20 protein-coding genes and 1 tRNA gene are annotated in these 21,018 nt (G+C 68.5%); 12 read left to right on the forward strand and 9 right to left on the reverse strand.

Going from position 1 to position 21,018, the window contains the following annotated elements; translation table 11 throughout:
- Positions 1–75: 75 nt before the first annotated feature.
- Genes trpC through Q0A34_RS03915 form a run of 6 tightly spaced genes read left to right on the forward strand, consistent with a single transcriptional unit; the run spans position 76 to position 6,321 of the window.
- Positions 76–888 carry an indole-3-glycerol phosphate synthase TrpC gene (trpC, locus tag Q0A34_RS03890; RefSeq protein WP_291478624.1) on the forward strand — a complete coding sequence of 271 codons (813 nt, stop codon included), beginning with the start codon at positions 76–78 and terminating at the stop codon, positions 886–888.
- Between the two features lie 30 nt (positions 889–918).
- Positions 919–2,241 carry a tryptophan synthase subunit beta gene (gene trpB, locus Q0A34_RS03895; protein ID WP_291478626.1) on the forward strand — a complete coding sequence of 441 codons (1,323 nt, stop codon included), beginning with the start codon at positions 919–921 and terminating at the stop codon, positions 2,239–2,241.
- Positions 2,241–3,014: a tryptophan synthase subunit alpha gene (gene trpA / locus Q0A34_RS03900; protein WP_291478627.1), complete on the forward strand. Its 774-nt coding sequence runs from the start codon at positions 2,241–2,243 to the stop codon at positions 3,012–3,014. Before trpB ends, trpA begins: the two co-directional genes overlap by 1 nt.
- Positions 3,011–3,982 (forward strand): prolipoprotein diacylglyceryl transferase, encoded by a 972-nt coding sequence (lgt, locus tag Q0A34_RS03905; protein ID WP_291478629.1) that lies wholly within the window; start codon positions 3,011–3,013, stop codon positions 3,980–3,982. The genes trpA and lgt overlap by 4 nt, the downstream gene beginning before the upstream one ends.
- On the forward strand, positions 3,979–5,394 hold the full coding sequence (gene pyk, locus Q0A34_RS03910) for a pyruvate kinase (RefSeq protein WP_291478632.1): 1,416 nt from the start codon (positions 3,979–3,981) through the stop codon (positions 5,392–5,394). The genes lgt and pyk overlap by 4 nt, the downstream gene beginning before the upstream one ends.
- Before the next feature lie 18 nt (positions 5,395–5,412).
- Entirely contained in the window at positions 5,413–6,321 is a 909-nt protein-coding gene (locus tag Q0A34_RS03915; RefSeq protein WP_291478633.1) for a patatin family protein, read from the forward strand.
- Positions 6,322–6,327: 6 nt separating this feature from the next.
- Here Q0A34_RS03915 and Q0A34_RS03920 read toward each other — a convergent pair whose 3' ends face one another.
- Both Q0A34_RS03920 and Q0A34_RS03925 read right to left on the reverse strand, forming a co-directional pair.
- Entirely contained in the window at positions 6,328–7,560 is a 1,233-nt protein-coding gene (locus tag Q0A34_RS03920; RefSeq protein ID WP_291478635.1) for an amidohydrolase, read from the reverse strand.
- A 15-nt stretch (positions 7,561–7,575) separates the two neighbouring features.
- Positions 7,576–8,940, reverse strand: a complete 1,365-nt coding sequence (locus tag Q0A34_RS03925; RefSeq protein ID WP_291478637.1) for a DUF4921 family protein — start codon at positions 8,938–8,940, stop codon at positions 7,576–7,578.
- Positions 8,941–9,012: 72 nt separating this feature from the next.
- On the opposite strand from Q0A34_RS03925, the gene Q0A34_RS03930 reads away from it, so the two are divergent.
- Entirely contained in the window at positions 9,013–9,408 is a 396-nt protein-coding gene (locus Q0A34_RS03930) for a hypothetical protein (protein ID WP_291478638.1), read from the forward strand.
- Positions 9,409–9,432: 24 nt separating this feature from the next.
- Here the strand turns inward: Q0A34_RS03930 and ehuA are convergent, their stop codons facing one another.
- The 3 genes from ehuA to Q0A34_RS03945 are packed head-to-tail and all read right to left on the reverse strand — an operon-like array spanning position 9,433 to position 12,112.
- A complete protein-coding gene (ehuA, locus tag Q0A34_RS03935; RefSeq protein WP_291478640.1) occupies positions 9,433–10,224 on the reverse strand; it encodes an ectoine/hydroxyectoine ABC transporter ATP-binding protein EhuA in 792 nt (263 codons plus the stop codon).
- Positions 10,221–11,222 carry an amino acid ABC transporter permease gene (locus tag Q0A34_RS03940; RefSeq protein WP_291478642.1) on the reverse strand — a complete coding sequence of 334 codons (1,002 nt, stop codon included), beginning with the start codon at positions 11,220–11,222 and terminating at the stop codon, positions 10,221–10,223. The genes ehuA and Q0A34_RS03940 overlap by 4 nt, the downstream gene beginning before the upstream one ends.
- Complete coding sequence (locus Q0A34_RS03945) at positions 11,219–12,112, reverse strand: ABC transporter substrate-binding protein (protein WP_291478659.1); 894 nt, start codon at positions 12,110–12,112, stop codon at positions 11,219–11,221. Before Q0A34_RS03945 ends, Q0A34_RS03940 begins: the two co-directional genes overlap by 4 nt.
- Before the next feature lie 113 nt (positions 12,113–12,225).
- On the opposite strand from Q0A34_RS03945, the gene Q0A34_RS03950 reads away from it, so the two are divergent.
- A complete protein-coding gene (locus Q0A34_RS03950; protein ID WP_291478644.1) occupies positions 12,226–13,485 on the forward strand; it encodes a glutaminase in 1,260 nt (419 codons plus the stop codon).
- A gap of 12 nt (positions 13,486–13,497) precedes the next feature.
- On the opposite strand, the gene Q0A34_RS03955 is transcribed toward Q0A34_RS03950, so the two are convergent.
- On the reverse strand, positions 13,498–13,644 hold the full coding sequence (locus tag Q0A34_RS03955; protein ID WP_291478645.1) for a hypothetical protein: 147 nt from the start codon (positions 13,642–13,644) through the stop codon (positions 13,498–13,500).
- A 92-nt stretch (positions 13,645–13,736) separates the two neighbouring features.
- Between Q0A34_RS03955 and Q0A34_RS03960 the strand changes: the two genes are divergently transcribed.
- Positions 13,737–14,324: a metallophosphoesterase family protein gene (locus Q0A34_RS03960; protein WP_291478647.1), complete on the forward strand. Its 588-nt coding sequence runs from the start codon at positions 13,737–13,739 to the stop codon at positions 14,322–14,324.
- 52 nt (positions 14,325–14,376) lie between these two features.
- Here the strand turns inward: Q0A34_RS03960 and Q0A34_RS03965 are convergent.
- Together Q0A34_RS03965 and Q0A34_RS03970 are read right to left on the reverse strand one after the other, a co-directional pair.
- Positions 14,377–14,458: transfer RNA gene (locus Q0A34_RS03965), tRNA-Leu, on the reverse strand.
- 69 nt (positions 14,459–14,527) lie between these two features.
- The gene (locus Q0A34_RS03970) at positions 14,528–15,178 is read right to left on the reverse strand and encodes a TetR/AcrR family transcriptional regulator (RefSeq protein WP_291478649.1); all 651 of its coding nucleotides are present in this window, start codon (positions 15,176–15,178) and stop codon (positions 14,528–14,530) included.
- A gap of 102 nt (positions 15,179–15,280) precedes the next feature.
- Here Q0A34_RS03970 and polA point away from each other — a divergent pair, with 102 nt between their 5' ends.
- Complete coding sequence (gene polA, locus Q0A34_RS03975) at positions 15,281–17,989, forward strand: DNA polymerase I (protein WP_291478650.1); 2,709 nt, start codon at positions 15,281–15,283, stop codon at positions 17,987–17,989.
- A gap of 26 nt (positions 17,990–18,015) precedes the next feature.
- Here polA and Q0A34_RS03980 read toward each other — a convergent pair whose 3' ends face one another.
- Positions 18,016–19,050, reverse strand: a complete 1,035-nt coding sequence (locus Q0A34_RS03980) for a DUF368 domain-containing protein (protein ID WP_291478652.1) — start codon at positions 19,048–19,050, stop codon at positions 18,016–18,018.
- Positions 19,051–19,123: 73 nt separating this feature from the next.
- Between Q0A34_RS03980 and Q0A34_RS03985 the strand changes: the two genes are divergently transcribed.
- Positions 19,124–20,200 (forward strand): isocitrate/isopropylmalate family dehydrogenase, encoded by a 1,077-nt coding sequence (locus Q0A34_RS03985; protein ID WP_291478653.1) that lies wholly within the window; start codon positions 19,124–19,126, stop codon positions 20,198–20,200.
- A gap of 118 nt (positions 20,201–20,318) precedes the next feature.
- Positions 20,319–21,018: S1 RNA-binding domain-containing protein (locus Q0A34_RS03990; RefSeq protein WP_291478655.1), on the forward strand; the 700-nt coding region annotated here is incomplete at its 3' end.

The raw sequence follows: 21,018 nt of genomic DNA on the forward strand, positions 1-21,018 counted from the left end.
CCCCGATGTCACCGTCCGGTGGGCGCGGGGATAGCATGGAGCTTCGTTTAGACACCTGACCTGCCGGGAGGAAAGATGGCAACCGTACTCGACGAGATCATCGCCGGAGTACTCGAGGACACCGCCCGACGCGAGTCCGCGGTCCCGTTCGCCGAGATCAAGGCGATGTCCCTGGACGCGCCGCCGGCTCTCGACGCCCGTGCGGCGTTGAGCGGTCCCGAGGTGAGCGTGATCGCCGAGGTCAAGCGGGCCAGCCCGTCGAAAGGGCATCTCGCCGACATCCCTGAGCCCGAGATCCTGGCCGGTGCCTACGCCGCCAACGGCGCGGCCGTGATCAGCTGCCTCACAGAGGAGCGGCGGTTCCGCGGCTCCCTGGCGGACTTCGACAAGGTGCGTGCCGCCGTCGACGTGCCTCTGCTGCGCAAGGACTTCACGGTCAACCCGTACCAGGTCCACGAGGCCCGTGCCCACGGTGCGGACGTGGTCCTGCTGATCGTGGCAGCCCTGGAGCAGGACCGGCTCACCGCCCTCCTCGACCGCACGGAGTCGTTGGGGATGACCGCCCTGGTGGAGGTCCACTCCGAGGAGGAGGCCGAGCGTGCGGTCGACGCCGGCGCGTCGGTGATCGGTGTCAACGCCCGTAACCTCAAGACGCTGGAGGTCGACCCCGGTGTCTTCGGCCGGATCGTGCCCCTGCTGCCGGACTCCGTGGTGAAGGTCGCCGAGTCCGGTGTGCGCAACACCACCGACATGCAGGCATACGCCACCGCCGGAGCGGACGCGATCCTCGTCGGTGAAGGACTGGTCACCGCCGCGAATCCGGGGCAGGCCTGCCGGGCGTTGGTCGCCGCCGGGCAGCACCCCGCGTTCCGACCGGACCCGAAGTGACCACGGCCCGGTAAGGTACAGTTCCTGGGTGTGAGTACACGATCCGGGAACGACAAGAGTGACGCCGAGAACACACCCCGACTGCCCACGGCGGGGGAGGTCCTCGCCGTGCCGACCGCGCACGACGCGGACGAGAACGGCCACTGGGGAGACTACGGCGGACGGTACATCCCTGAGGCGCTGATGGCCGTGATCGAGGAGATCCAGGACTCCTGGGCCAAGGCACGGGCGGACAGGGAGTTCCTCGACGAGCTCGACGAGCTGCACCGCACGTACACCGGGAGGCCGTCGCCGCTGTACTACGGTGCACGGTTCTCCGAGGCCGTCGGCGCCGACGTGTGGTTCAAGCGGGAGGACCTGAACCACACCGGGTCGCACAAGATCAACAACGTCCTCGGTCAGGTCCTGCTCGCCCGGCGGATGGGCAAGGAGAACGTCATCGCCGAGACGGGCGCCGGCCAGCACGGTGTCGCGACCGCCACCGCCTGCGCACTGCTCGGGCTGAACTGCCGAATCTACATGGGTGAGGTGGACGCACGTCGCCAGGCGCTCAACATCGCACGGATGCGTCTGCTGGGCGCCGAGGTGATCGAGGTGACAGTGGGCTCGGCGACGTTGAAGGACGCCATCAACGAAGCCATGCGCTACTGGGTCTCGCACGCCGACGACACCTACTACTGCTTCGGCACCGCCGCCGGCCCCCACCCGTTCCCCGAGATGGTGCGCGACCTCCAGCGGGTCATCGGGGTCGAGGCACGTGCGCAGATCCTCGCGGAGGCGGGGCGTCTGCCGGACGCGGTCATGGCCTGCGTCGGAGGCGGGTCGAACGCCATCGGCCTGTTCCACACCTTCATCGACGACGAGGGCGTCGCGCTCATCGGTGGTGAGGCCGGGGGCGACGGGGTGGAGACCGGCCGTCACGCCGCACCGATCACCGTGGGTTCCGAGGGTGTCTTCCAGGGGTCGTTCGCCGCGCTGATGCAGAACGAGGACGGGCAGATCACCGAGTCGCACTCGATCTCCGCCGGCCTGGACTACCCCGGGGTCGGCCCCGAGCATTCCTACCTGGCGCACCGGGGCAGGGCCGAGTACCTTCCCGTCACGGACACCGAGGCCATGGAGGCCTTCCGCCTGCTGACGAGGACCGAGGGGATCATCCCCGCCATCGAGTCCGCGCACGCGGTCGCCCTCGCGGTGAAGGTCGGTGCGGACTACGCCGACGGCACCAGGGGCACCGGCAGCGGACGGCGCCCCCTGTTCATCGTCAACGTCTCCGGACGTGGCGACAAGGACGTCGACACCGCCGCCACGTGGTTCGGCATGCACCCGGGGCAGGACGAGGAGAACAACTGATGAGCACACTGTCCGAGATCTTCACGCGCGCCACCGGCGAGGGCCGTGCCGCCCTGGTCGGGTACCTGCCCGCCGGCTACCCGACGGTGGACGGCTCCGTGGAGCTGGCGACCGCACTGTCGCGCTACGCCGACCTCATCGAGGTGGGCATCCCCTTCACCGACCCGATGATGGACGGGCCGACGATCCAGGCGGCCGCGACGACCGCGCTGGACTCCGGATTCCGGGTGAGCGACACCTTTACGGTGGTCCGCGCGATCACCGCGGCCGGCGGGAACGCCGTGATCATGAGCTACTGGAACCCGATCCTGCAGTACGGTCCGGAGCGTTTCGCCCGGGAGCTCGCCGCCGCCGGCGGCCTGGGCTCCATCATCCCGGACCTGCTGCCGGAGGAGTCCGGCCGCTGGAACGAGGCCTGCCGGGCCAACGGCCTCGACAACGTCTACCTCGTCGCACCGTCGACCACGCCTGAACGGCTCGACCTCACCGTCAACGCCGGCGGAGGGTTCATCTACGCCCAGTCGCACATGGGCGTCACCGGTGCCCAGGACGACGTGTCGTCGGACGCCCGTGAGCTGGTCGCACGGACCCGCGGTGCCACCGACCTTCCGGTCGCCGTCGGCCTCGGGGTGAAGACCGGCGACCACGCCGCGGCGATCGCGGACTACGCCGACGGGGTGATCGTCGGCTCCGCCCTGATCTCCGCGGCCTCGGAGGGGGTCGCGGCGCTGGAGGTCCTGGCGGCTGATCTTCACGAGGGGGTCCGCCGGTGACCACGGACGTCCTCGCAGCCATCCCGTCGCCGCCCCAGGGCGTGTGGTACCTCGGTCCCGTCGCCGTACGCGCCTACGCCCTGTGCATCCTGGCCGGGATCGTCGTCGCGGTGTACTGGACGGTCCACCGTTACGTCGCCCGCGGTGGCAGGGCCGAGACCGTGATCGACTGTGCGATCGCGGCGGTTCCCGCCGGCATCGTCGGCGGTCGTGTCTACCACGTCATCACCGACCACCACCTCTACTTCGGTGAGGGGCGTGACTGGGTCGACGCCCTCAAGATCACCAACGGGGGGCTCGGCATCTGGGGGGCCGTGGTCGGCGGTGGCCTCGCGGTGTGGGCGGTGCTGGTCTACAAGAAGGTGCCGTTGGGCCCCTTCGCCGACGCGGTGGCGCCGCCGATCCTGCTCGCCCAGGCGATCGGGCGGCTGGGCAACTGGTTCAACCAGGAACTCTACGGCGGTGACTCCGACGCCCCGTGGGCCCTGGAGATCTACCGCCGCATCGACGAGAATGGCAACATCGACCAGATGAACGGTGTCTCCGACGGTTTCGTCCTGGCCACCGTGCAGCCGACCTTCCTCTACGAACTGCTGTGGAACCTGCTTGTCGTGGTGCTGCTCGTCGTCGCGGACCGGCGTCTCCGCCTCGGCGGGGGACGGGTCTTCATGCTCTACGTCGCCGGTTACACCTTCGGCCGTTTCTTCATCGAGCTGCTCCGTACCGACGAGGCGACGACCGTCTTCGGTGACGTCCGGATCAACAGTGTGGTGTCCGCGGTGGTGTTCCTCGGCGCTGTCGTCCTGTTCGTTGTGACGCGGTCGCGGACCCGGGAGTCCCCCGAGGACGTCGCCGGCCCGGACCGTCCCGCAGACGGGGAAGGGGACGGCGGCGGTGCCGGGGTCTCTGCAGATGAGGTACCCGACAGTAGCGGGAGCCGGGGGACAGGGTTATCCTCGGACAGGTGAGTAGACGCACCAAGATCGTATGCACCCTGGGTCCGGCAGTGGCCTCCGCAGACAAGATCCGTGAGCTCGTTCTGGCGGGGATGAATGTCGCCCGGTTGAACTTCTCGCACGGTGAACACGCGGACCATCAGCAGAACTACGAGTGGGTCCGCCAGGCCGCGGAGGAGACCGGCCGTCCGGTCGGTGTCCTCGCCGACCTGCAGGGGCCCAAGATCCGTCTCGGCCGCTTCGCCGAGGGGAAGACCTACTGGGAGACCGGCGAGGAGGTCCGGATCACCGTCGACGACGTGTCGGGCACCCACGACCGCGTCTCCACCACCTACAAGCAGCTCGCCCGGGACGCCCGCCCCGGCGACCGGCTTCTCGTCGACGACGGCAAGGTCGGTCTCGTCTGCAAGTCCGTCGAGGGCAACGACGTCGTCTGTGAGGTCGTCGAAGGCGGCCCGGTCTCCAACAACAAGGGCGTGTCCCTGCCGGGGATGAAGATCTCCGTGCCCGCGCTGTCCGAGAAGGACATCGCCGACCTGCGTTTCGCGCTCACCATGGGTGCCGACGTCATCGCACTGTCCTTCGTCCGCTCCCCGGCGGACGTGGAGCTCGTCCACGAGATCATGGACGAGGTCGGACGGCGGGTCCCGGTCATCGCGAAGCTGGAGAAGCCCGAGGCCGTCGACGCACTGGAGCCGATCATCCTCGCCTTCGACGCCATCATGGTCGCCCGAGGCGACCTCGGCGTCGAGGTGCCGTTGGAGGAGGTCCCCCTGGTGCAGAAGCGGGCGGTGCAGATCGCCCGTGAGAACGCCAAGCCCGTCATCGTGGCCACCCAGATGCTGGACTCGATGATCGAGAACTCCCGCCCCACCCGCGCCGAGGCCTCGGACGTGGCCAACGCCGTGCTCGACGGTGCCGACGCCGTCATGCTCTCCGGTGAGACCTCCGTCGGCAAGTACCCGGTGGACACGGTCAAGACGATGTCGCGCATCGTCACCGCCGCGGAGGTCGACGGTGACGTCCCGCCGCTGTCCCACCTGCCGCGCACCAAGCGCGGTGTGATCAGCTTCGCCGCCAAGGACATCGGCGAGCGGCTCAACGCCCGTGCACTGATCGCCTTCACCGCCTCCGGGGACACCGCCCGCCGCGTGGCCCGTCTTCGTTCCGACCTCCCCCTGCTGGTGTTCACCCCGTCACAGGAGGTCCGCAACCAGCTCTCCCTGACCTGGGGTGCGGAGTCCTTCCTGACCAACGAGGTCACCACCACCGACGAGATCATGCAGGAGGTGGACTCGATCCTGCTGGGCCAGGCGGGCTTCACCCCCGAGGACGCCGTCGTCATCGTGGCAGGTTCACCCCCCGGCACCGCGGGCAACACCAACATGATCCACGTGCACCTCCTCGGTGAGGACACCGCCTAGCGCAGGCAGGGGCACCTGATGATCGACGCACGTGACACGGCGCTGCTGCTGGAGGGCGGTGGCATGCGGGCGTCCTACAGCGCCGGGGCGATGGACGTCCTCATGGAGAACGACGTCCGGTTCGGCTGGGTCGGGGGAGTCTCCGCCGGGGCGTCCCACCTGGTCAGCTACCTCAGCGGTGAGCGCGACCGGCTGCGGCACAGCTTCGTCGACTTCGCCACCGACCCACGCTTCGGCGGCTGGACGTGGCTGCTGCGGGGAAAGGGCTACTTCAACGCCGAGTACATCTACGGTGAGGCGCCCACACTCGACCTCCCCCGCCCCTACGACGCCCGCCGGGTCCTCGACGGTGACACCGAGTTCCGTGTCTGCGCGACGAGGGCGGACAACGGGGACCCGGTGTACTGGGGCCGCGGTGACATCAGCTCCGGTGCCGAGCTGATGGACCGCGTACGGGCGTCCTCCACGATCCCGTTCGCGATGCCCGTCCCCCGGATCGACGGTGTGCCCTACGTCGACGGTGCCCTCGGACCGTCCGGGGGCATCCCCCTCGACGCCGCACTGGCCGACGGGTACGACCGGTTCTTCGCTGTGCTGACCCACCCGCGGGGCTACGTGAAGCCGCCGGTGGGGAAGTCGACGGTGTGGCGCGCCCTGCTGCGGCGCTATCCTGCGGTGGCGGAGGCACTGATCACCCGGCACATCCGCTACAACGCCACCATGGAACGGCTCTACGCGCTGGAACGGGCAGGTCGGGCGTTCCTCTACTTCCCCGAGGACGACAACCCGGTGAGCTCCACCGAACGCAAGGTCGACGTGCTGCGTGACTCCCTGCACCGGGGGACGGTACAGGCGAGGCGCGACTGGTCGGCGATGGACGGGTTCCTCGCGGGACCGCTCGGACGCCCGGTCGTGCCGGCCCCGTGAACACGCTCAGGAACGCCAGAGGTACGCCAGTACACCGGCGAGAGCCGCACGTGTCGCGGCGTCCACCGTGCCGGGGGCGGGGAGGAAGTGCGGGGAGTGGTTTCCCGGGATGTCCTGTGCCACCCGGTCGGCGGCCACGGCCGCGTCCCACTCGTCCCGGTCGGTGCACCCGGTGAGCCAGAACTCGTAGGGAACCCCGAAATGGCGCGGGATCTCGGAGAAGTCCTCGGAGGCGGTCCACCGCGCCGCGTCCTGTGAACGGTCGCCGAAGACCGCGTCGAACACCGGACGGACGGTGTCGTGGACACCGGCGTCGTTGTCGGTGAGTTCCCCACGGGCGGAGTAGACGATGTCAGCCGGGCGCGGCGTCCCGGACGCTGCGCACTCGGCCTGGATCACCCTCTCGACGGCGGCGTAGGTGCGGTCCCTCACCGCCGTGTCGTAGAACCGGCAGTTGAGCACCAGGGTGGCGGTGTCCGGGATGGTGTTGTTGGTGTGCCCTGCGGTGAGTGTGCCCACCGAGACCACCGCGAAGTCGTCGGCGGCCACCTCCCGTCCCACGATGCCCTGGAGCCGGACCACGATCATCGCGGCGAGGAACGTCGGGTCCACCGAGTTGTGCGGTGCCGACGCGTGCGCGGAGACACCGTGCAGCGTCACGGTGATCGTGTCACAGGCGGCCATGACCGGGCCGGCGGCCGAGTACACTGTGCCCACCGGACCCGGCATCACATGCTGCCCCAGGCAGACGTCGGGGGCGGGGATCCGTTCGGCCAGGCCGTCCCTGATCATGGACGTGGCTCCGCGGGTCACCTCCTCCGCAGGCTGGAACAGTGCGATGAACGTCCCGGACCAGGCGTCCCGGCGGGCGTCCATGACCTCGCACAGCCCCATCAGGGCGGTGGTGTGCACGTCATGCCCGCAGGCGTGCATCACCCCGGGGTTCAGGGAGGCGTAGTCGGCCCCGGTGTCCTCGGTTACCGGCAGGGCGTCGAAGTCGGCGCGGTAGAGGACCGTGGGCCCGTCACCGTTGCGCCACACCGCGGTGATGCCGTGACCGCCGATCCCGGAGGTGACCTCCGCCCCCAGCGGCTCCAGGCGCCGAAGGATGTACGCGGCCGTCTGCTCCTCGTGCTCACTGAGCTCGGGGTGCCGGTGCATCCAGGTGTAGAAACCATCGGTCCAGGACAGGTCCACACCGTGGCTGTCGACGAATTCGGCGATCCCGTGAGTACTCATGGGAGACGATTCTAGCTACCGGACCGCCGGATTGTAGCGCAGGGAGTTGCGCTGGAAGTCGATCTCGTCGCCGAGCCGGATCCCGGGTGCCAGACGGCCCCGGTCCCGGGCCTCCTCGAGCCTGTCGAGGACCTTGGACTTCAGGGCCGCGGGACTGAGCGTGTTGATGAAGATCTTGGTGCCGCCCTCGAACCCGGCCATGGTGGAGTCGCGCCACTTGATCATGATGCGCCAGGGCATCGGGACGTCGACGTCCAGGGGACGGTGCAGCCATTCCTCGTTGGACGGCATGTGCGGCCCGGCGGCGACGTGGCACGCATGGACCAGGTCGGCCATCGCGTCCCGCTCGTCGTCACTGATCAGCCAGGGTTCAGTGGTCCCCGAACGGGAGAAGACCTCGAGGGTGGGCCACCGGTGCCCGAAGCCGGCGAAGGCGACCGCATGGTCGTTCTCGGCGACGATGAGGTTGTGGTGGCCGGCGTAGTCCACCGCCCACTGGTTGTACATGTTCGGGTTCGCCCGGACCTGCGCGATCTCGGTCTCGTTCTGCAGGCCGTGCTCGTCGATGGCCACGAGTTGCTTGTGCAGGTGCTCGATGGAGGCCCCCGCCGGTTCCAGCCAGTTCTGGAAGGCGGCGACGTAGCGGACGTACGGGTTCGCCCGGTAGAGACGGTCCATCGCGTCCACGGTGAAGGCGATGTAGAGCCGGTGGTCCGACCAGCTCATCTCGCCGGAACTGAGGAGTTGGTCGCTCCGTGTGGCGCCGGGGACGTAGTGGTCACGGGCGAGGATGATGTCGTGGCCGCCGCCGAACAGGGGGCCGCCCAGTTCGTTGACGCTCTGGGCCGCGCGGTCCCCGGTGAACAGGGCGTCGATCTCCTCCGCGGGCCGTCCGGCGGCCTCGAGGCGGATGCGCAGGAGACGTTCGACGTGGGCGCGGCCCTCCGGCTCCGAGAGGTACTCGGCCATGTGGCGTGCGGCGGTGGCGTCCATGCGGTGCCCGTAGTTCACCAGCCAGTAGTCGTAGGTGAGGATCTCGTACAGGTTCGCCACACGACGGAACAGGGGGTCAGTCTTGTCCAGGTCCGAGACGGTGAGACCACGCAGGATCCGTGGGTCGCCGTTGTCGTCGATGACCATCCGGGCCTTCTCCGGGGTGGTCCGGAGCAGGTCGGCGACACCGAAGTCCGTCTGGTTGTCCCGGTTGCCGTCGGTGACGGTGAAGACGTCCTCCGGCCGCCGGCGGACGGGACGGTGACCCCGGCTGGGCACGGTCCACACTTCGGTCCCGGAGAACGGGTTGACTTGTTTGATGGTGCCGTCGGGCAGCGTCGTCAACGGGGGCACCGGTGCTGGGGAGATGGAGGAGTGGCCGATCACAGTTACCCAACAGTAGTCGTTCGCACCCGGCCGTGGGGGAGGGCCGGTGCTCCACTGCCCTAGGATGGTCCCATGCCCCAGATCGTGTTCAAGATTCTTTCCACCGACGAGCAGCGCGCCGCCGTCGTCGATGATCTCCGACAGCTGCTGGCCCTCAACGCCGGGGCGCTCGACGCCGACCTCACCGTGACGACCGGGTCGACCGGGGAGACGGTCGACCCCGGCCTCGAGGAGGTGTGGCGTGACCACGGATTCGCCGACGACGCCGACAACGCAGGCAAGGCCCCGGAACCGGCGACCGTCACGATTGACGTGGCCAGCTACGACGGCAGTGTCAGTGCACTGACCGCCCGACTGTCGGAGGTGCTGGTCACCCGGGACAAGCAGCCCGCCGAACAGCTCTTCCAGCAGGTCCTCGACGACCCGGGGACCCCCCGTGTACCGTGGTACGTCGACATCCGCCGCTGAAGCGGTGGCCCTCCTCCTGCGACGTCAGTCCAGGATGCTGGAGAGGAAGGAGCGGGTACGCTCCTGCCGGGGGTCGGTGATGACCTGACGTGCCGGCCCGTGCTCGACGATGCGGCCACCGTCCATGAAGGCGACCTCGTCGGCCACCTCCCGGGCGAAGCCCATCTCGTGGGTCACCACGAGCATGGTCATGCCGTCGTCGGCGAGTCGACGCATCACGTTGAGGACCTCGCCGACGAGTTCAGGGTCCAGGGCCGAGGTCGGCTCGTCGAAGAGCATCAGCTTGGGCTTCATCGCCAACGCGCGGGCGATGGCCACGCGCTGCTGCTGACCGCCGGAGAGCTGCACGGGCCAGGCGTCGGCCTTGTCCGAGAGCCCGACCATGGCCAGCAGTTCGCGGGCGGTGGCCTCAGCCTCGGCCTTCGGGATCCCCTTGACCTTCACCGGTGCCTCGATGATGTTGGCCAGCACGGTCCGGTGGGTGAACAGGTTGAACTGCTGGAAGACCATGCCGATGTCCGCGCGCTGCCGTGAGGCCTCGCGTTCGGAGATCTGGTGCAGGCGGCCGTTGCGCTCCTGGTAGCCGATGAGGTCACCGTTGACCTCGATACGTCCGGCGTCGATGCTCTCCAGGTGGTTCACGCAGCGCAGCAGGGTGGACTTGCCGGAGCCCGAGGGGCCGATGAGACAGGTCACCCCGCCGGCGGGGACCTCCAGGTCGATGCCCTTGAGCACGTCGAGACGGCCGTAGCGCTTCCAGACGTCCTTGACGGCGATCATCGGGGTGGCGGACTGGGAACTCTTCTGGGAACTCATCGGCGGTTCTCCTTGTTGTTTCCGTGGGTGGTTCCACCGTCGGACGGTCCGTTGCCGGTGCGGGGGTTGCCCGGGTCCTCCACGGTGATGTTCAGCGGGGGGAGGCCCTCGGCGTCGGTCAGTGCGGCGAGCTGCCGGCTGGTCAACGCCCGCGAGGATCCGCGGGAGTAGAAACGTTCCAGGTAGTGCTGGCCGACCATGAGGATCGAGGTGATCACCAGGTACCAGGTCGCGGCGACGAGCAGCATCGGCACGGGCTCGAACATGGCGTAGGCGATGTCCATCGAACGCCCGTAGAGCTCACCGGCGTAGGGCAGGGCGATGACCAGCGAGGTCGTCTTCAACAGGCTGATCAGCTCATTGCCTGTCGGCGGGATGATGATGCGCATGGCCTGCGGAAGCACGGTGCGGCGCATGTTCTGCCACCAGGTCATGCCCAGTGCCTTCGACGCCTCCGACTGGCCCTCGGGGACCGCCTGGATGCCGGCACGGACGATCTCGGCCATGTAGGCGGACTCGTTGAGACCCAGGCCGATCACGGCGAGCCAGAACATGTTGTTGAGCAGGGACTCCAGGTCGATCTCGGTGAAACCGACGTTGACCGACTGGTAGATCGCCGACAGCAGGCCCCAGAACACCAGCTGGACGTACACCGGGGTGCCGCGGAAGATCCAGAGGTAGAGCCAGGCGATGCCGCTGGTCACCGGGTTCGGCGACATGCGCAGCACCGCCAGTACGGCACCCAGGACCACTCCGACGATCATCGCCAGCACCGTCAGGGCCAGGGTGTGCAGGGCGGCCTCGGCGATACGGGTGTCGAAGAGGTAGGAGGCGTAGATGCCCCACCCGTAGGCCTCGTTGTGCGCGGCGTTCCAGATGAACAGGGCCACCAGGACCAGCAGGACGGCCGACGCGATGATCCGGCCGGGGTGGCGCAGAGGGACGACGTCGTTGTCGGTCGGGCGGGTGCGTTCCTGCGCCCGGGTGTGGTCGCTCATGAGGCTGCTCCTTCATCGGCGGATGCGGCGGCGGGGAGGGGGTAGTCCCTCGTGTTGACGGTGACGGTGTCGACGGCGCCGTCGGTGAGTCCCCAGGGTTCGAGGATCTCCTCGTACCGTCCGGAGGTGATCAGGTACTCCAGGGCGGCGGCGAAGGCCGGCACGAGGTCAGAGTCCTTGGCGAATGCCCAGCCGAAGGGGGTCGTGTCGAAGGCGTCCCCGGCGGGGACGAGCTTGCCGTCGGACAGCTGGACGGCGTAGTCGGTGACCGCGGAGTCGGAACTCATCGCGTCGGCCCGCTTCAGCGCCGTGGCGTTCGCGGCGGCGTTGGCGGATTCGTAGACGAGCTTGTTGATCGCCGGACGGCCGTCGGCGAGGCACTGCTCCGACTTCACCTGCACGTCGTCGGTGTCGGAGTAGGTGCCCTTCTGCACCGCCACCGTCAGACCGCAGGCGTCGGCCGGGTCGACGGTCTTGCCGGGGGTCGTCGCCCAGGAGATGCCCGAGGTGTAGAAGTCCACGAAGTCGTAGGCCTTCTGCCGCTCCTCGGTGTCGGAGAAGCCGGAGGTGCCGACGTCCACCGTGCCGGCGCTGATCGACGGCAGGATCAGGTTGAAGTCCTGCTGCTGGAAGCCGACGTCCAGCCCCAGCACGGCACCGGCGGCGCGGACAAGGTCCACCTCGAAACCGATGATCTCCCCGGAGGGGTCCTTGAACTGGTTGGGCGGGAACGTCGGGTTGGTCGAGGCCGAGATGCGTCCGGAGTCGCGGTAGTCCGGGGGGAGGAGTTCCTGGAGTTCAGGGACCGGCTCGGGGAGGGTGTCCACCCACCCGTCGGGGTTGCCGGACTCCTCGTTGGTGACGCAGGCTGCCAGGGACACCGAGATCATCAGGGCCCCCAGGACCGAGCCGACCTTTCGGGCCGACCGGCCCGGTCGCGGAACGGAATGGGGTGTCATGGGGGGAAGTATATCGGCGCCGCATTCTGTTAGTCTCGGGCCCCATGGATTCTCTCGTCGAAGACTATCTCAATGACATCTTGGACCGGGTCCGAGACGAGGACGACGGGGCGGTCGCCGACTACATTCCGGAGCTCGCCAAGGCCGACCCGACACCGTTGGCGCTGGCGATGTGCACCAACCAGGGGTGGATCTACAGCGTCGGCGACGACGAGCGCGAGTTCACCATGCAGTCGATCTCCAAGCCGTTCGCCTATGCCGCGGCACTGCAGGACTGCGGTGTGGAGAAGGTGATCGACACGGTGGGCATGGAACCCTCCGGAGAGGCCTTCAACGAACTCTCACTTGACGGGAGGACCCACCGCCCGGTCAACCCGATGATCAACGCCGGGGCCATCGCGGTCAACCAGCTCATCAACGGCGAGGACTCCTCGGTCGAGGACCGGGTCGAGGTCGTCGTGGAGTACTTTTCCCGGCTGGCGGGACGGCAGCTCACCGTCGACGAGAACGTCACCGCCTCCGAGACCGGCACGGCCGACCGCAACCTGGCGCTGGCCCACATGCTGCGCAGCTACGACGTGATCGTGGACTCCGCGGAGGACGCGGTGGCGAGCTACACCCGCCAGTGCGCGATCCGCGTCACGGTGAAGGACCTCGCCGTGATGGGGGCCACGCTGGCGCTCGGCGGGGTCCAGCCGCTCACGGGCGAGCGAATCCTGGAGCCGTTGGTGTGCCGGCAGGTGCAGGCGGTGATGGCCTCGGCGGGCATGTACGACGGTGCGGGGAAGTGGATGGCCGGTGTGGGCATCCCCGCGAAGTCCGGTGTCGCCGGCGGCCTGATGGGAACGCTGCCGGGACAGTTGGGGATCGCCACGTTCTCCCCGCGCCTGGACGAGTCAGGCAACAGTGTGCGCGGCGCGAAGATCTTCAGGGCGCTGTCGGAGGACATGGGGCTCCACCTGATGTCCGCGGTGACGCGCAAGGGCAGTTCGGTGCGCGGTATCCGCACCCGCGGCAGGACCACGGTGTTCCGGTTGCAGGGCGGACTGGACTTCTCCGGCGCCGAGGAGTTCCTCACCGCCGCGGAGAACCAGGAGATCAGGACCCCGAGGGTGATCATCGACGCCCGCCGGGTCACCGAGAGCAACCCGGTGGGTCGGCGCATGGTGAAGGAGGGACTGCGCCGCATCCGCGAGAACGGAAAGAAGGTCGCGGTCGTCGACCCGAACAACGTCCTCGGCAAGCGTCAGTTCGAGGACGGGACGAAGGTCGCCACCACTGCGGAGGAGATCGACTCCCAGTAGGGGAGCGCCGTCCTAGAACCGCGGGAGGAAGGACGTGAGGTAGGTCCCGATGTCAGCGAGCAGTCCGATGGGCGAGGACAGGACCGAACCCACGATGAACACGGCGTTCAGTGAGTAGGCACCTGCGGTCTCGGCGGCTTCGGCGATGGGAAGGTCCACGGTTATCCTCCTGGGGACAGGACTCGCCGGGCTGATCCCGGAAGTTTCTCCCCCCAATGTAGCGCACCGGCGGGCCGAGTACCATGGGGACGATGACGGACTGGTTCACCGCTGACCTGCATTTCGGTCACCTCACCCCGGCCCGGCCGAGGGGATTCGACGATGTCACCGCCCACGACGCCGTCCTGGCGGGAAACCTGCGGGAGGCACTTCTGCCCGGGGACCGGCTCTTCGTCCTCGGCGACATCTCCTCCGGCATCCCCGACCAGGAGGACCGGGCCCTGGAACTGTTGGCCGGGATCCGCGACGCCACAGGTGCCCGCCTCCACCTCGTGGCCGGCAACCACGACGCCGTCCACCCGATGCACGCCCGGGCCCTGACCGGCCACACCCGGTTCCTCCGGACCTTCGACACGGTCTCGTCCGCGATGACCCTGAAGCTGGAAGGGCGGCGGGCGGTGGTCAGCCACTTCCCCTACGACGGGGACCACACGAGCCCCGACCGGCACGTGCAGTGGCGTCCGAGGGACTGCGGCGAGCCCGTCATCCACGGGCACACGCACTCCGCGGAGAAGACCGGGCGGTCAGCGGCAGGCTCACTGCAGCTCTGCGTCAGTCTCGACGCCTGGGACATGAGGCCGGCGAAGAAGGACGACCTGGCCGCGCTCGTACGGCGCTGACACCGACACGCGGAACCCCGCCGGTCTCCGGGGAGACCGACGGGGTCAGGGGTGCCCTGGGTGGGACTCGAACCCACACGCCCGAAGACACTGCATTTTGAGTGCAGCGCGTCTGCCAATTCCGCCACCAGGGCCGGCCCCGGGAATCATACGGCAGAGGTCTCGGCACGGACAACACGGGGCCGGAATCGCTCGTGCCGCTGTCAGGGCGCGGCGTCGGCACCGTCCAGGACGCACTGGACCAGTCCCCCGTAGTACTCGACGAAGGTCTCGACGTCAGCCTCGTGGAAGTACTCCTGGGTCACCAGGCGGCGCATCAGGGCCAGACCGATCACCATCGACATCGCCGCCTCCGCACGCATCTCGGCGTCGGCGGACGACGCCCCGGGAGACTCGGCGGCGACCCGCTCCAGCACAGGGGCCACCACCTGCCGACGGAACACCTGGCCCAGGGCGTCGACGATGTGCCGGTTGCCGCCGGCGTCGGCGAGTTTACGCACCAGCGAATTCGGGCTGTCGTCGGCGGAGGTCACCGCCAGACGCGCCAGGTGCGTGCCCATCTCCCGGAAATCGACCCTGTTGAGCCGCTCCGCGGCCTCGGTGAAGTCCAGCTGGGCCTCGTACAGGTTCTCCTTCGTCCCGTAGTACTTGATGATCAGCGGCGCGCTGACGCCGACCTCGTTGGCGATGTCCTTGAGCGACACCTCGCTGTAGGGGCGCCGGTTGAACGCGGCCTTCGCACATTCCAGGATGCTCACCCGGGTCTGGTCCGCACGCCGCCGTGCCGAGGTGTGCGGCTCAGGGTCGTGCGGGGACGCCGGTTCGCCCGGGATACTCTCTGTCTGGTCACTCATGGCGACTAGACTAGCCCGGGCACGACGCCAACCGCGGCAGCCACCACGAGAAGTGTGTCCGGACACGTGACAGACAGGTGCACGGACATGCAGGAAGGTCACATGACTGACAACCCCGGGGACGAACGCCCCACCCTCCTGTTGCTCGACGGACATTCCCTGGCCTTCCGGGCCTTCTACGCACTGCCCGCCCAGAACTTCTCCACCACCGGCGGGCAGTACACCAACGCCGTCTACGGGTTCCTCGGCATGTTCCTGGGCCTGATGGAGAACGAGAGGCCCACCCACGTCGCGGCGGCATTCGACCTCTCGGGTCCGACGTTCCGCGAGAAGGACCTGCCGGAGTACAAGGCACAGCGCCCGCCGGCACCGGAGGAGTTCCGGGGGCAGGTCGAACTGATCCAGGAGGCGCTCAGGGCACTGGGGATCAGGACCCTGACCAAGGAGGCCTACGAGGCAGACGACATCATCGCCACGCTCTCGTGCAGGGGCAGTGACGCGGGCATGCGCACGGTGATCTGCACCGGTGACCGCGACAGCCTGCAGCTGGTCGACGACGACGTCACCGTGCTCTACACCCTGCGCGGGGTCTCGGAACTCGACCGGTTCACCCCGGCCCGGGTGGAGGAGAAGTACGGGGTGACCCCCACCCAGTACCCCGACCTCGCCTCCCTGCGCGGGGACACCTCCGACAACATGCCCGGTGTCCCCGGCGTCGGACCGAAGACGGCGCAGAAGTGGATCAGCAAGTACGGCAGCCTGGACTCCGTCATCGAGCACCTCGACGACTTCGGAGGCAAGGTCGGTGAATCCCTCCGCGAGAACATCGACAACGTCATCCTGGCCCGCAAGGTCACTGAGATGGTGCGCGACCTCGACCTCGGGGACCTCGACGGGGACGGCGACCCGCTCTCGGCCCTGCGCCCCTCGCCCGTCGACGCCACCGAGGCCAGCGACCTCTTCGACACCCTGCAGTTCGGCGCGAATCTCCGCAACCGCACGTTCCGGGTGCTCGGCATCGAGTTCGAGGACGGAGCGGCGGCCGAACTCACCGTCGACGACGTGCCCGAGGGGAAGCTCGCCGGGTGGCTCGCCCAGCGCGCCGGGTGGAAGGCGGGGCGCAGCCACGGTGACCCCGCCGTCAACCGTCCGCTCGTCCTCGAGGTCACCGGGGACGGGGCCCCCTACGGCGGGCGCGCGGACCGGGTCGTCCTGCTCGATCCCGTGCCGGGGGAGGACGGCGCACTCCACGCCGTGCAGATCGAACTGGACGACCAGGCGCCCAAGGACGAGAAGGTCCTGTTGGAGTACCTCTCCGACGCTTCGGCCGCCAAGTGGATGCACGACTCCAAGCGGGGTTGGCACATGCTCCACGGTTCCGGGGCGGAACTCGACGGAGTCGAGCACGACACCGCCCTGGCCGCCTACCTCCTGCGGCCCGACGTCCGGTCCACGGGTCTCGCCGACGTCCTGCAACGCCACGTCGGGCACGAGCTCCCCGACGGGGCGTCGACAGCCGCACGGGCCCAGGCCGTGCTGGAACTGGTCTCCTCGCTGACACCGGAGCTCGCGGACATCGGGGCGATGGAGCTGTACCTCGACCTGGAGGTCCCCCTGGCGACGGTGCTGGCGAGGATGGAGAGCCACGGCATCTCGGTCGACCGTCCGGCCCTGCAGGAACTCTCCGACAACTACGCCGGCAGGATCGCCGAGGAGGTGGCCGCGGCCCGGGAGCTCGCCGGGGACGAGTCACTGAACCTGTCGAGTCCGAAGCAGCTGCAGAGGGTGCTCTTCGAGGACTTCGGTCTGCCCACGACGAAGAAGACGAAGACCGGTTACTCGACCGCCGCCGGGGAACTGGAGAAGCTGACGGCCCAGACAGGACATCCGTTCCTCAGCCACCTCATGGCGCACCGTGAGTACCAGAAGATGAAGACCACCATCGACGGGCTCATCGAGGCCACCGCGGACGACGGGCGCATCCACACCACCTTCAACCAGCGGGGTGCGGCGACAGGCCGCCTGTCGTCGGCCGAGCCCAACCTCCAGAACATCCCGGTCCGGACCGAGGCGGGACGCCACATCCGCGGTGCCTTCCGCGTCGGGTCGGGGTACACCACCCTGCTGACCGCCGACTACTCGCAGATCGAGATGCGGGTCATGGCCCACCTCTCGCAGGACCCGGGCCTGATCGAGGCCTACCGGAAGGGCGAGGACCTGCACAACTACGTCGGTTCGAAGGTCTTCGACGTGCCCGTCGACGAGGTCACCCCGGAACTGCGACGCAGGGTGAAGGCGATGAGTTACGGCCTGGTGTACGGGCTCAGCGCCTTCGGGCTCTCCCAACAGCTCAACATCGCCGCCGGCGAGGCGAAGAAGATCATGGACACCTACTTCGAGCGCTTCGGTGGTGTGAAGCGGTACCTCGACGAGGTGGTGGAGAAGGCGCGGGAGGACGGCTACACCGAGACACTCTACGGTCGTCGGCGGTACCTCCCCGAGCTCAACTCCACCAACCGGGTCGCCCGCGACAACGCCGAGCGCGCCGCACTCAACGCACCGATCCAGGGCACCGCGGCGGACATCATCAAGCGGGCGATGCTACGCGTCGACCGCGAGATGTCGCGGCGGGGGATGCGGTCGCGGGTGCTGCTGCAGGTCCACGACGAGCTGGTCGTCGAGGTCGTCGACGGCGAACTCGAGGAGATGACGGATCTGCTCCGGGAGCAGATGGACGGTGCCGCCGAGCTGCGCGTCCCCCTGGACGTGTCGACCGGCACCGGCGGGGACTGGGAGGCCGCCGGGCACTGAGCCCCGGCCGGCCGCCCCGTGGTCAGTCAGGGGAGGCGGCCGCCGGAGCTCGACGGGCGCTCGGCGAGCGCACGCTGCCGGCGTCGTTTCATCACCTGTTCGGTGATGACCATCGCCGCCACGACACCGGCGCCCAGGGCGAACAGGGCCAGGGCCGGTCCGGCCTGGTCACCCGGGGTCTGGAGGGCGGCGTCGTCGTCCTGCCAGGGCCACAGCGCGCGCAGGGAACCCAGCAGCATGCCGGTCATGGTGAACAGTGTGAGGGTGCGGTGACGGGTGAGGAGGTGCTCCATCACGCGCACGAAGAGGACCAGGCCGGTCAGGGCGCCGAGTCCGAATACGGCGATGTAGGTCAGGTCGAGATCGCTGACCGCGGTCAACGTGGCCGAGTAGATGCCGATGGCGTAGAGGAAGAAGGAGCCTGAGACGCCGGGGAGGATCAGCGCACACACCGCGACGGCTGCGGCGATGAACACCAGCAGCAGGTTGGGGTCCGGGTTCGTCGACGAGGAGAACCCGGTGGCGATGAACGTGAACAGGCCACCGACGATGAACAGGGGGACCGCCACCGGGAGCCGGCGTTTCAGGTCCGCGGTGTCGATCATCAGCAACGGGACCACGACGGAGACCGCGACCATGCCCAGGAACAGGCTCTTGGCGGGCACCGGGTGGTTCTCCACGAACGAGCCGAGGACACCTGCCAGGGCGAAGACCATGGCGACCATGCCGACCGCCATGGGCAGGAGCATCGTCCAGTCCACGGCCTTGAATTTGCGGACCCCCTCGCTACGGTCGGTGGCGAACGCCTTCACCGCGTCCAGAAGACGGTTGGCGTTGTAGAGCACCCTCTCGTAGGCGCCCGTGACAAGGGCGACCGTACCCCCGGAGATCCCGGGGACCAGCTCGGCGGAACCGATGAGACCGCCGCGAAGGAGGTTGAAGACCACCGACCCCGGGTTCAGGGGCGTGCGTCCGAAGACCGGCGCCTGGACGTCGGGCTGACCGGGTGTCTTCTCTGGAGACTGTTCTGGGCTGGGGGAGTTGTCTTTCACGCGCGTCATCGTATCCGGATTCACCAGGGGAGGGCGAAACCCGCCCACGGAGCGCGTGTCCGGTGGCCTAGGATGGGGACCTGTGAGTACGACGCCTGAGAGTTCCCCGACTTCCACCGTGACGCTGGGCTACTGGCCCGGAGAGGGGATCGGTCCGGAGATCGTGGAGCCGACGGTCACCGCCACGACCCTGGCGCTGCGCCGGCACGGCGGGTACGGCGTGAGCTGGGTGCCCCTGCAGCTGGGGCGTGAGGCGTTCATGAGGACCGGTCAGGTCGTCCCGGAGGAGACCTGGTCGGCGGTCGCCGGGGTGGACGGCTGGATCCTCGGGCCGCACGACAACGCGTCCTACCCGCCCGAGGCGAGAGGACAGCAGAACCCCTCGGCGGCGCTGCGGGTCCGTGCCGCGCTGTGGGCGAACATCCGGCCGGTACGGGGGATCCCCGGTGCCGTGGCTCCGGGGATGGACGTGGTGGTCGTCCGGGAGAACACCGAGGGGATGTACGCCGACCGCAACATGTACGCCGGCTCCGGGGACGTGATGGTGACCCCGGACGTGGCCCTGGCGATCGGGACGTTCACCAGGGAAAGGGTGCGCCGGATCGTCCGGAGGGCCGGGCAGGTCGCCGGGGAACGGGGCGGTCCGCTCACCGTCGCCCACAAGGCCAACGTCCTCGCGCGGTCCTCGGGGATGTACCTCGAGGAGGCGGAGGCCATGGCGGCTGACACGGGTGTGGAACTGCTTCCGGTGCACATCGACGCACTGTGCGCCGATCTGGTGGTGCACCCGGAGAGGCACCGCACCATCGTCGCGGAGAACATGTTCGGTGACATCCTCTCGGACCTGACCGCCGCCCTCGGAGGCTCCCTCGGCTCCGCCGGGAGCATCAACGCCGGGGACCGGGCGGTGATGGCGCAGGCCGCCCACGGGTCGGCGCCCGACATCGCCGGACGGGGCGTCGCCAATCCGGCGGGCCTGATGAACTCCGCGGCGATGATGCTGGACCACCTGGGCCACCACGTCGCTGGTGAGGCTCTCGCCGACGCCGTCCGCCATGCGACGCTGCACAGTCCGACCCCGGATCTCGCAGGTCCCGGGGGTGCGGGGACCGCGGAGTTCTCCCAGACGGTATTTGCACAGCTCGGAGGGGTCGTGTAGCCTACAGTCCGTTAACCGTCTGTCCGCAGGCGCGCGACGGTGCCGTGACACTGAACGCTGGTGGAGCGGTGCCCCCTGTCCATCACTAAGATCAATCCGTCTCGGAGCAACTTCACATATGCCCACCAACAACGTTCCTCAGGTAGCCGTCAACGACATCGGCTCCGCTGAGGATTTCCTCGCCGCAGTCGACGCCACCATCAAGTACTTCAACGACGGTGACATCGTTGAAGGTACCGTCGTCAAGGTCGACCACGACGAGGTCCTGCTTGACATCGGCTACAAGACCGAGGGTGTCATCCCCTCCCGCGAGCTGTCCATCAAGCACGATGTCGATCCCGGCGAGGTCGTCGAGGTCGGCGACGAGGTCGACGCCCTGGTCCTCACCAAGGAGGACAAGGAAGGCCGCCTGATCCTGTCCAAGAAGCGTGCCCAGTACGAGCGCGCCTGGGGCACCATCGAGGAGCTCAAGGAGAAGGACGAGCCGGTCACCGGTACCGTCATCGAGGTCGTCAAGGGCGGCCTCATCCTGGACATCGGCCTGCGTGGCTTCCTCCCCGCCTCCCTCGTCGAGATGCGTCGCGTCCGCGACCTCCAGCCGTACATCGGCCAGGAGATCGAGGCCAAGATCATCGAACTCGACAAGCAGCGCAACAACGTCGTCCTGTCGCGTCGTGCATGGCTCGAGCAGACCCAGTCCGAGGTCCGTTCCGAGTTCCTGCACCAGCTGCAGAAGGGCCAGGTCCGCAAGGGCGTCGTGTCCTCCATCGTCAACTTCGGCGCCTTCGTCGATCTCGGCGGTGTCGACGGCCTGGTGC

The sequence above is a fragment of the Corynebacterium sp. genome (assembly GCF_022712195.1).
Classification (GTDB): Bacteria; Actinomycetota; Actinomycetes; order Mycobacteriales; family Mycobacteriaceae; genus Corynebacterium.

Coding starts and splice junctions, on each gene's coding strand:
- trpC (WP_291478624.1), top strand. CDS start 76: ATGGCAACCGTACTCGACGAGATCATCGCCGGAGTACTCGAGGACACC.
- trpA (WP_291478627.1), top strand. CDS start 2,241: ATGAGCACACTGTCCGAGATCTTCACGCGCGCCACCGGCGAGGGCCGT.
- Q0A34_RS03915 (WP_291478633.1), top strand. CDS start 5,413: ATGATCGACGCACGTGACACGGCGCTGCTGCTGGAGGGCGGTGGCATG.
- Q0A34_RS03920 (WP_291478635.1), bottom strand. CDS start 7,560: ATGAGTACTCACGGGATCGCCGAATTCGTCGACAGCCACGGTGTGGAC.
- Q0A34_RS03930 (WP_291478638.1), top strand. CDS start 9,013: ATGCCCCAGATCGTGTTCAAGATTCTTTCCACCGACGAGCAGCGCGCC.
- ehuA (WP_291478640.1), bottom strand. CDS start 10,224: ATGAGTTCCCAGAAGAGTTCCCAGTCCGCCACCCCGATGATCGCCGTC.
- Q0A34_RS03940 (WP_291478642.1), bottom strand. CDS start 11,222: ATGAGCGACCACACCCGGGCGCAGGAACGCACCCGCCCGACCGACAAC.
- Q0A34_RS03945 (WP_291478659.1), bottom strand. CDS start 12,112: ATGATCTCGGTGTCCCTGGCAGCCTGCGTCACCAACGAGGAGTCCGGC.
- Q0A34_RS03950 (WP_291478644.1), top strand. CDS start 12,226: ATGGATTCTCTCGTCGAAGACTATCTCAATGACATCTTGGACCGGGTC.
- Q0A34_RS03960 (WP_291478647.1), top strand. CDS start 13,737: ATGACGGACTGGTTCACCGCTGACCTGCATTTCGGTCACCTCACCCCG.
- Q0A34_RS03970 (WP_291478649.1), bottom strand. CDS start 15,178: ATGAGTGACCAGACAGAGAGTATCCCGGGCGAACCGGCGTCCCCGCAC.
- polA (WP_291478650.1), top strand. CDS start 15,281: ATGACTGACAACCCCGGGGACGAACGCCCCACCCTCCTGTTGCTCGAC.
- Q0A34_RS03980 (WP_291478652.1), bottom strand. CDS start 19,050: ATGACGCGCGTGAAAGACAACTCCCCCAGCCCAGAACAGTCTCCAGAG.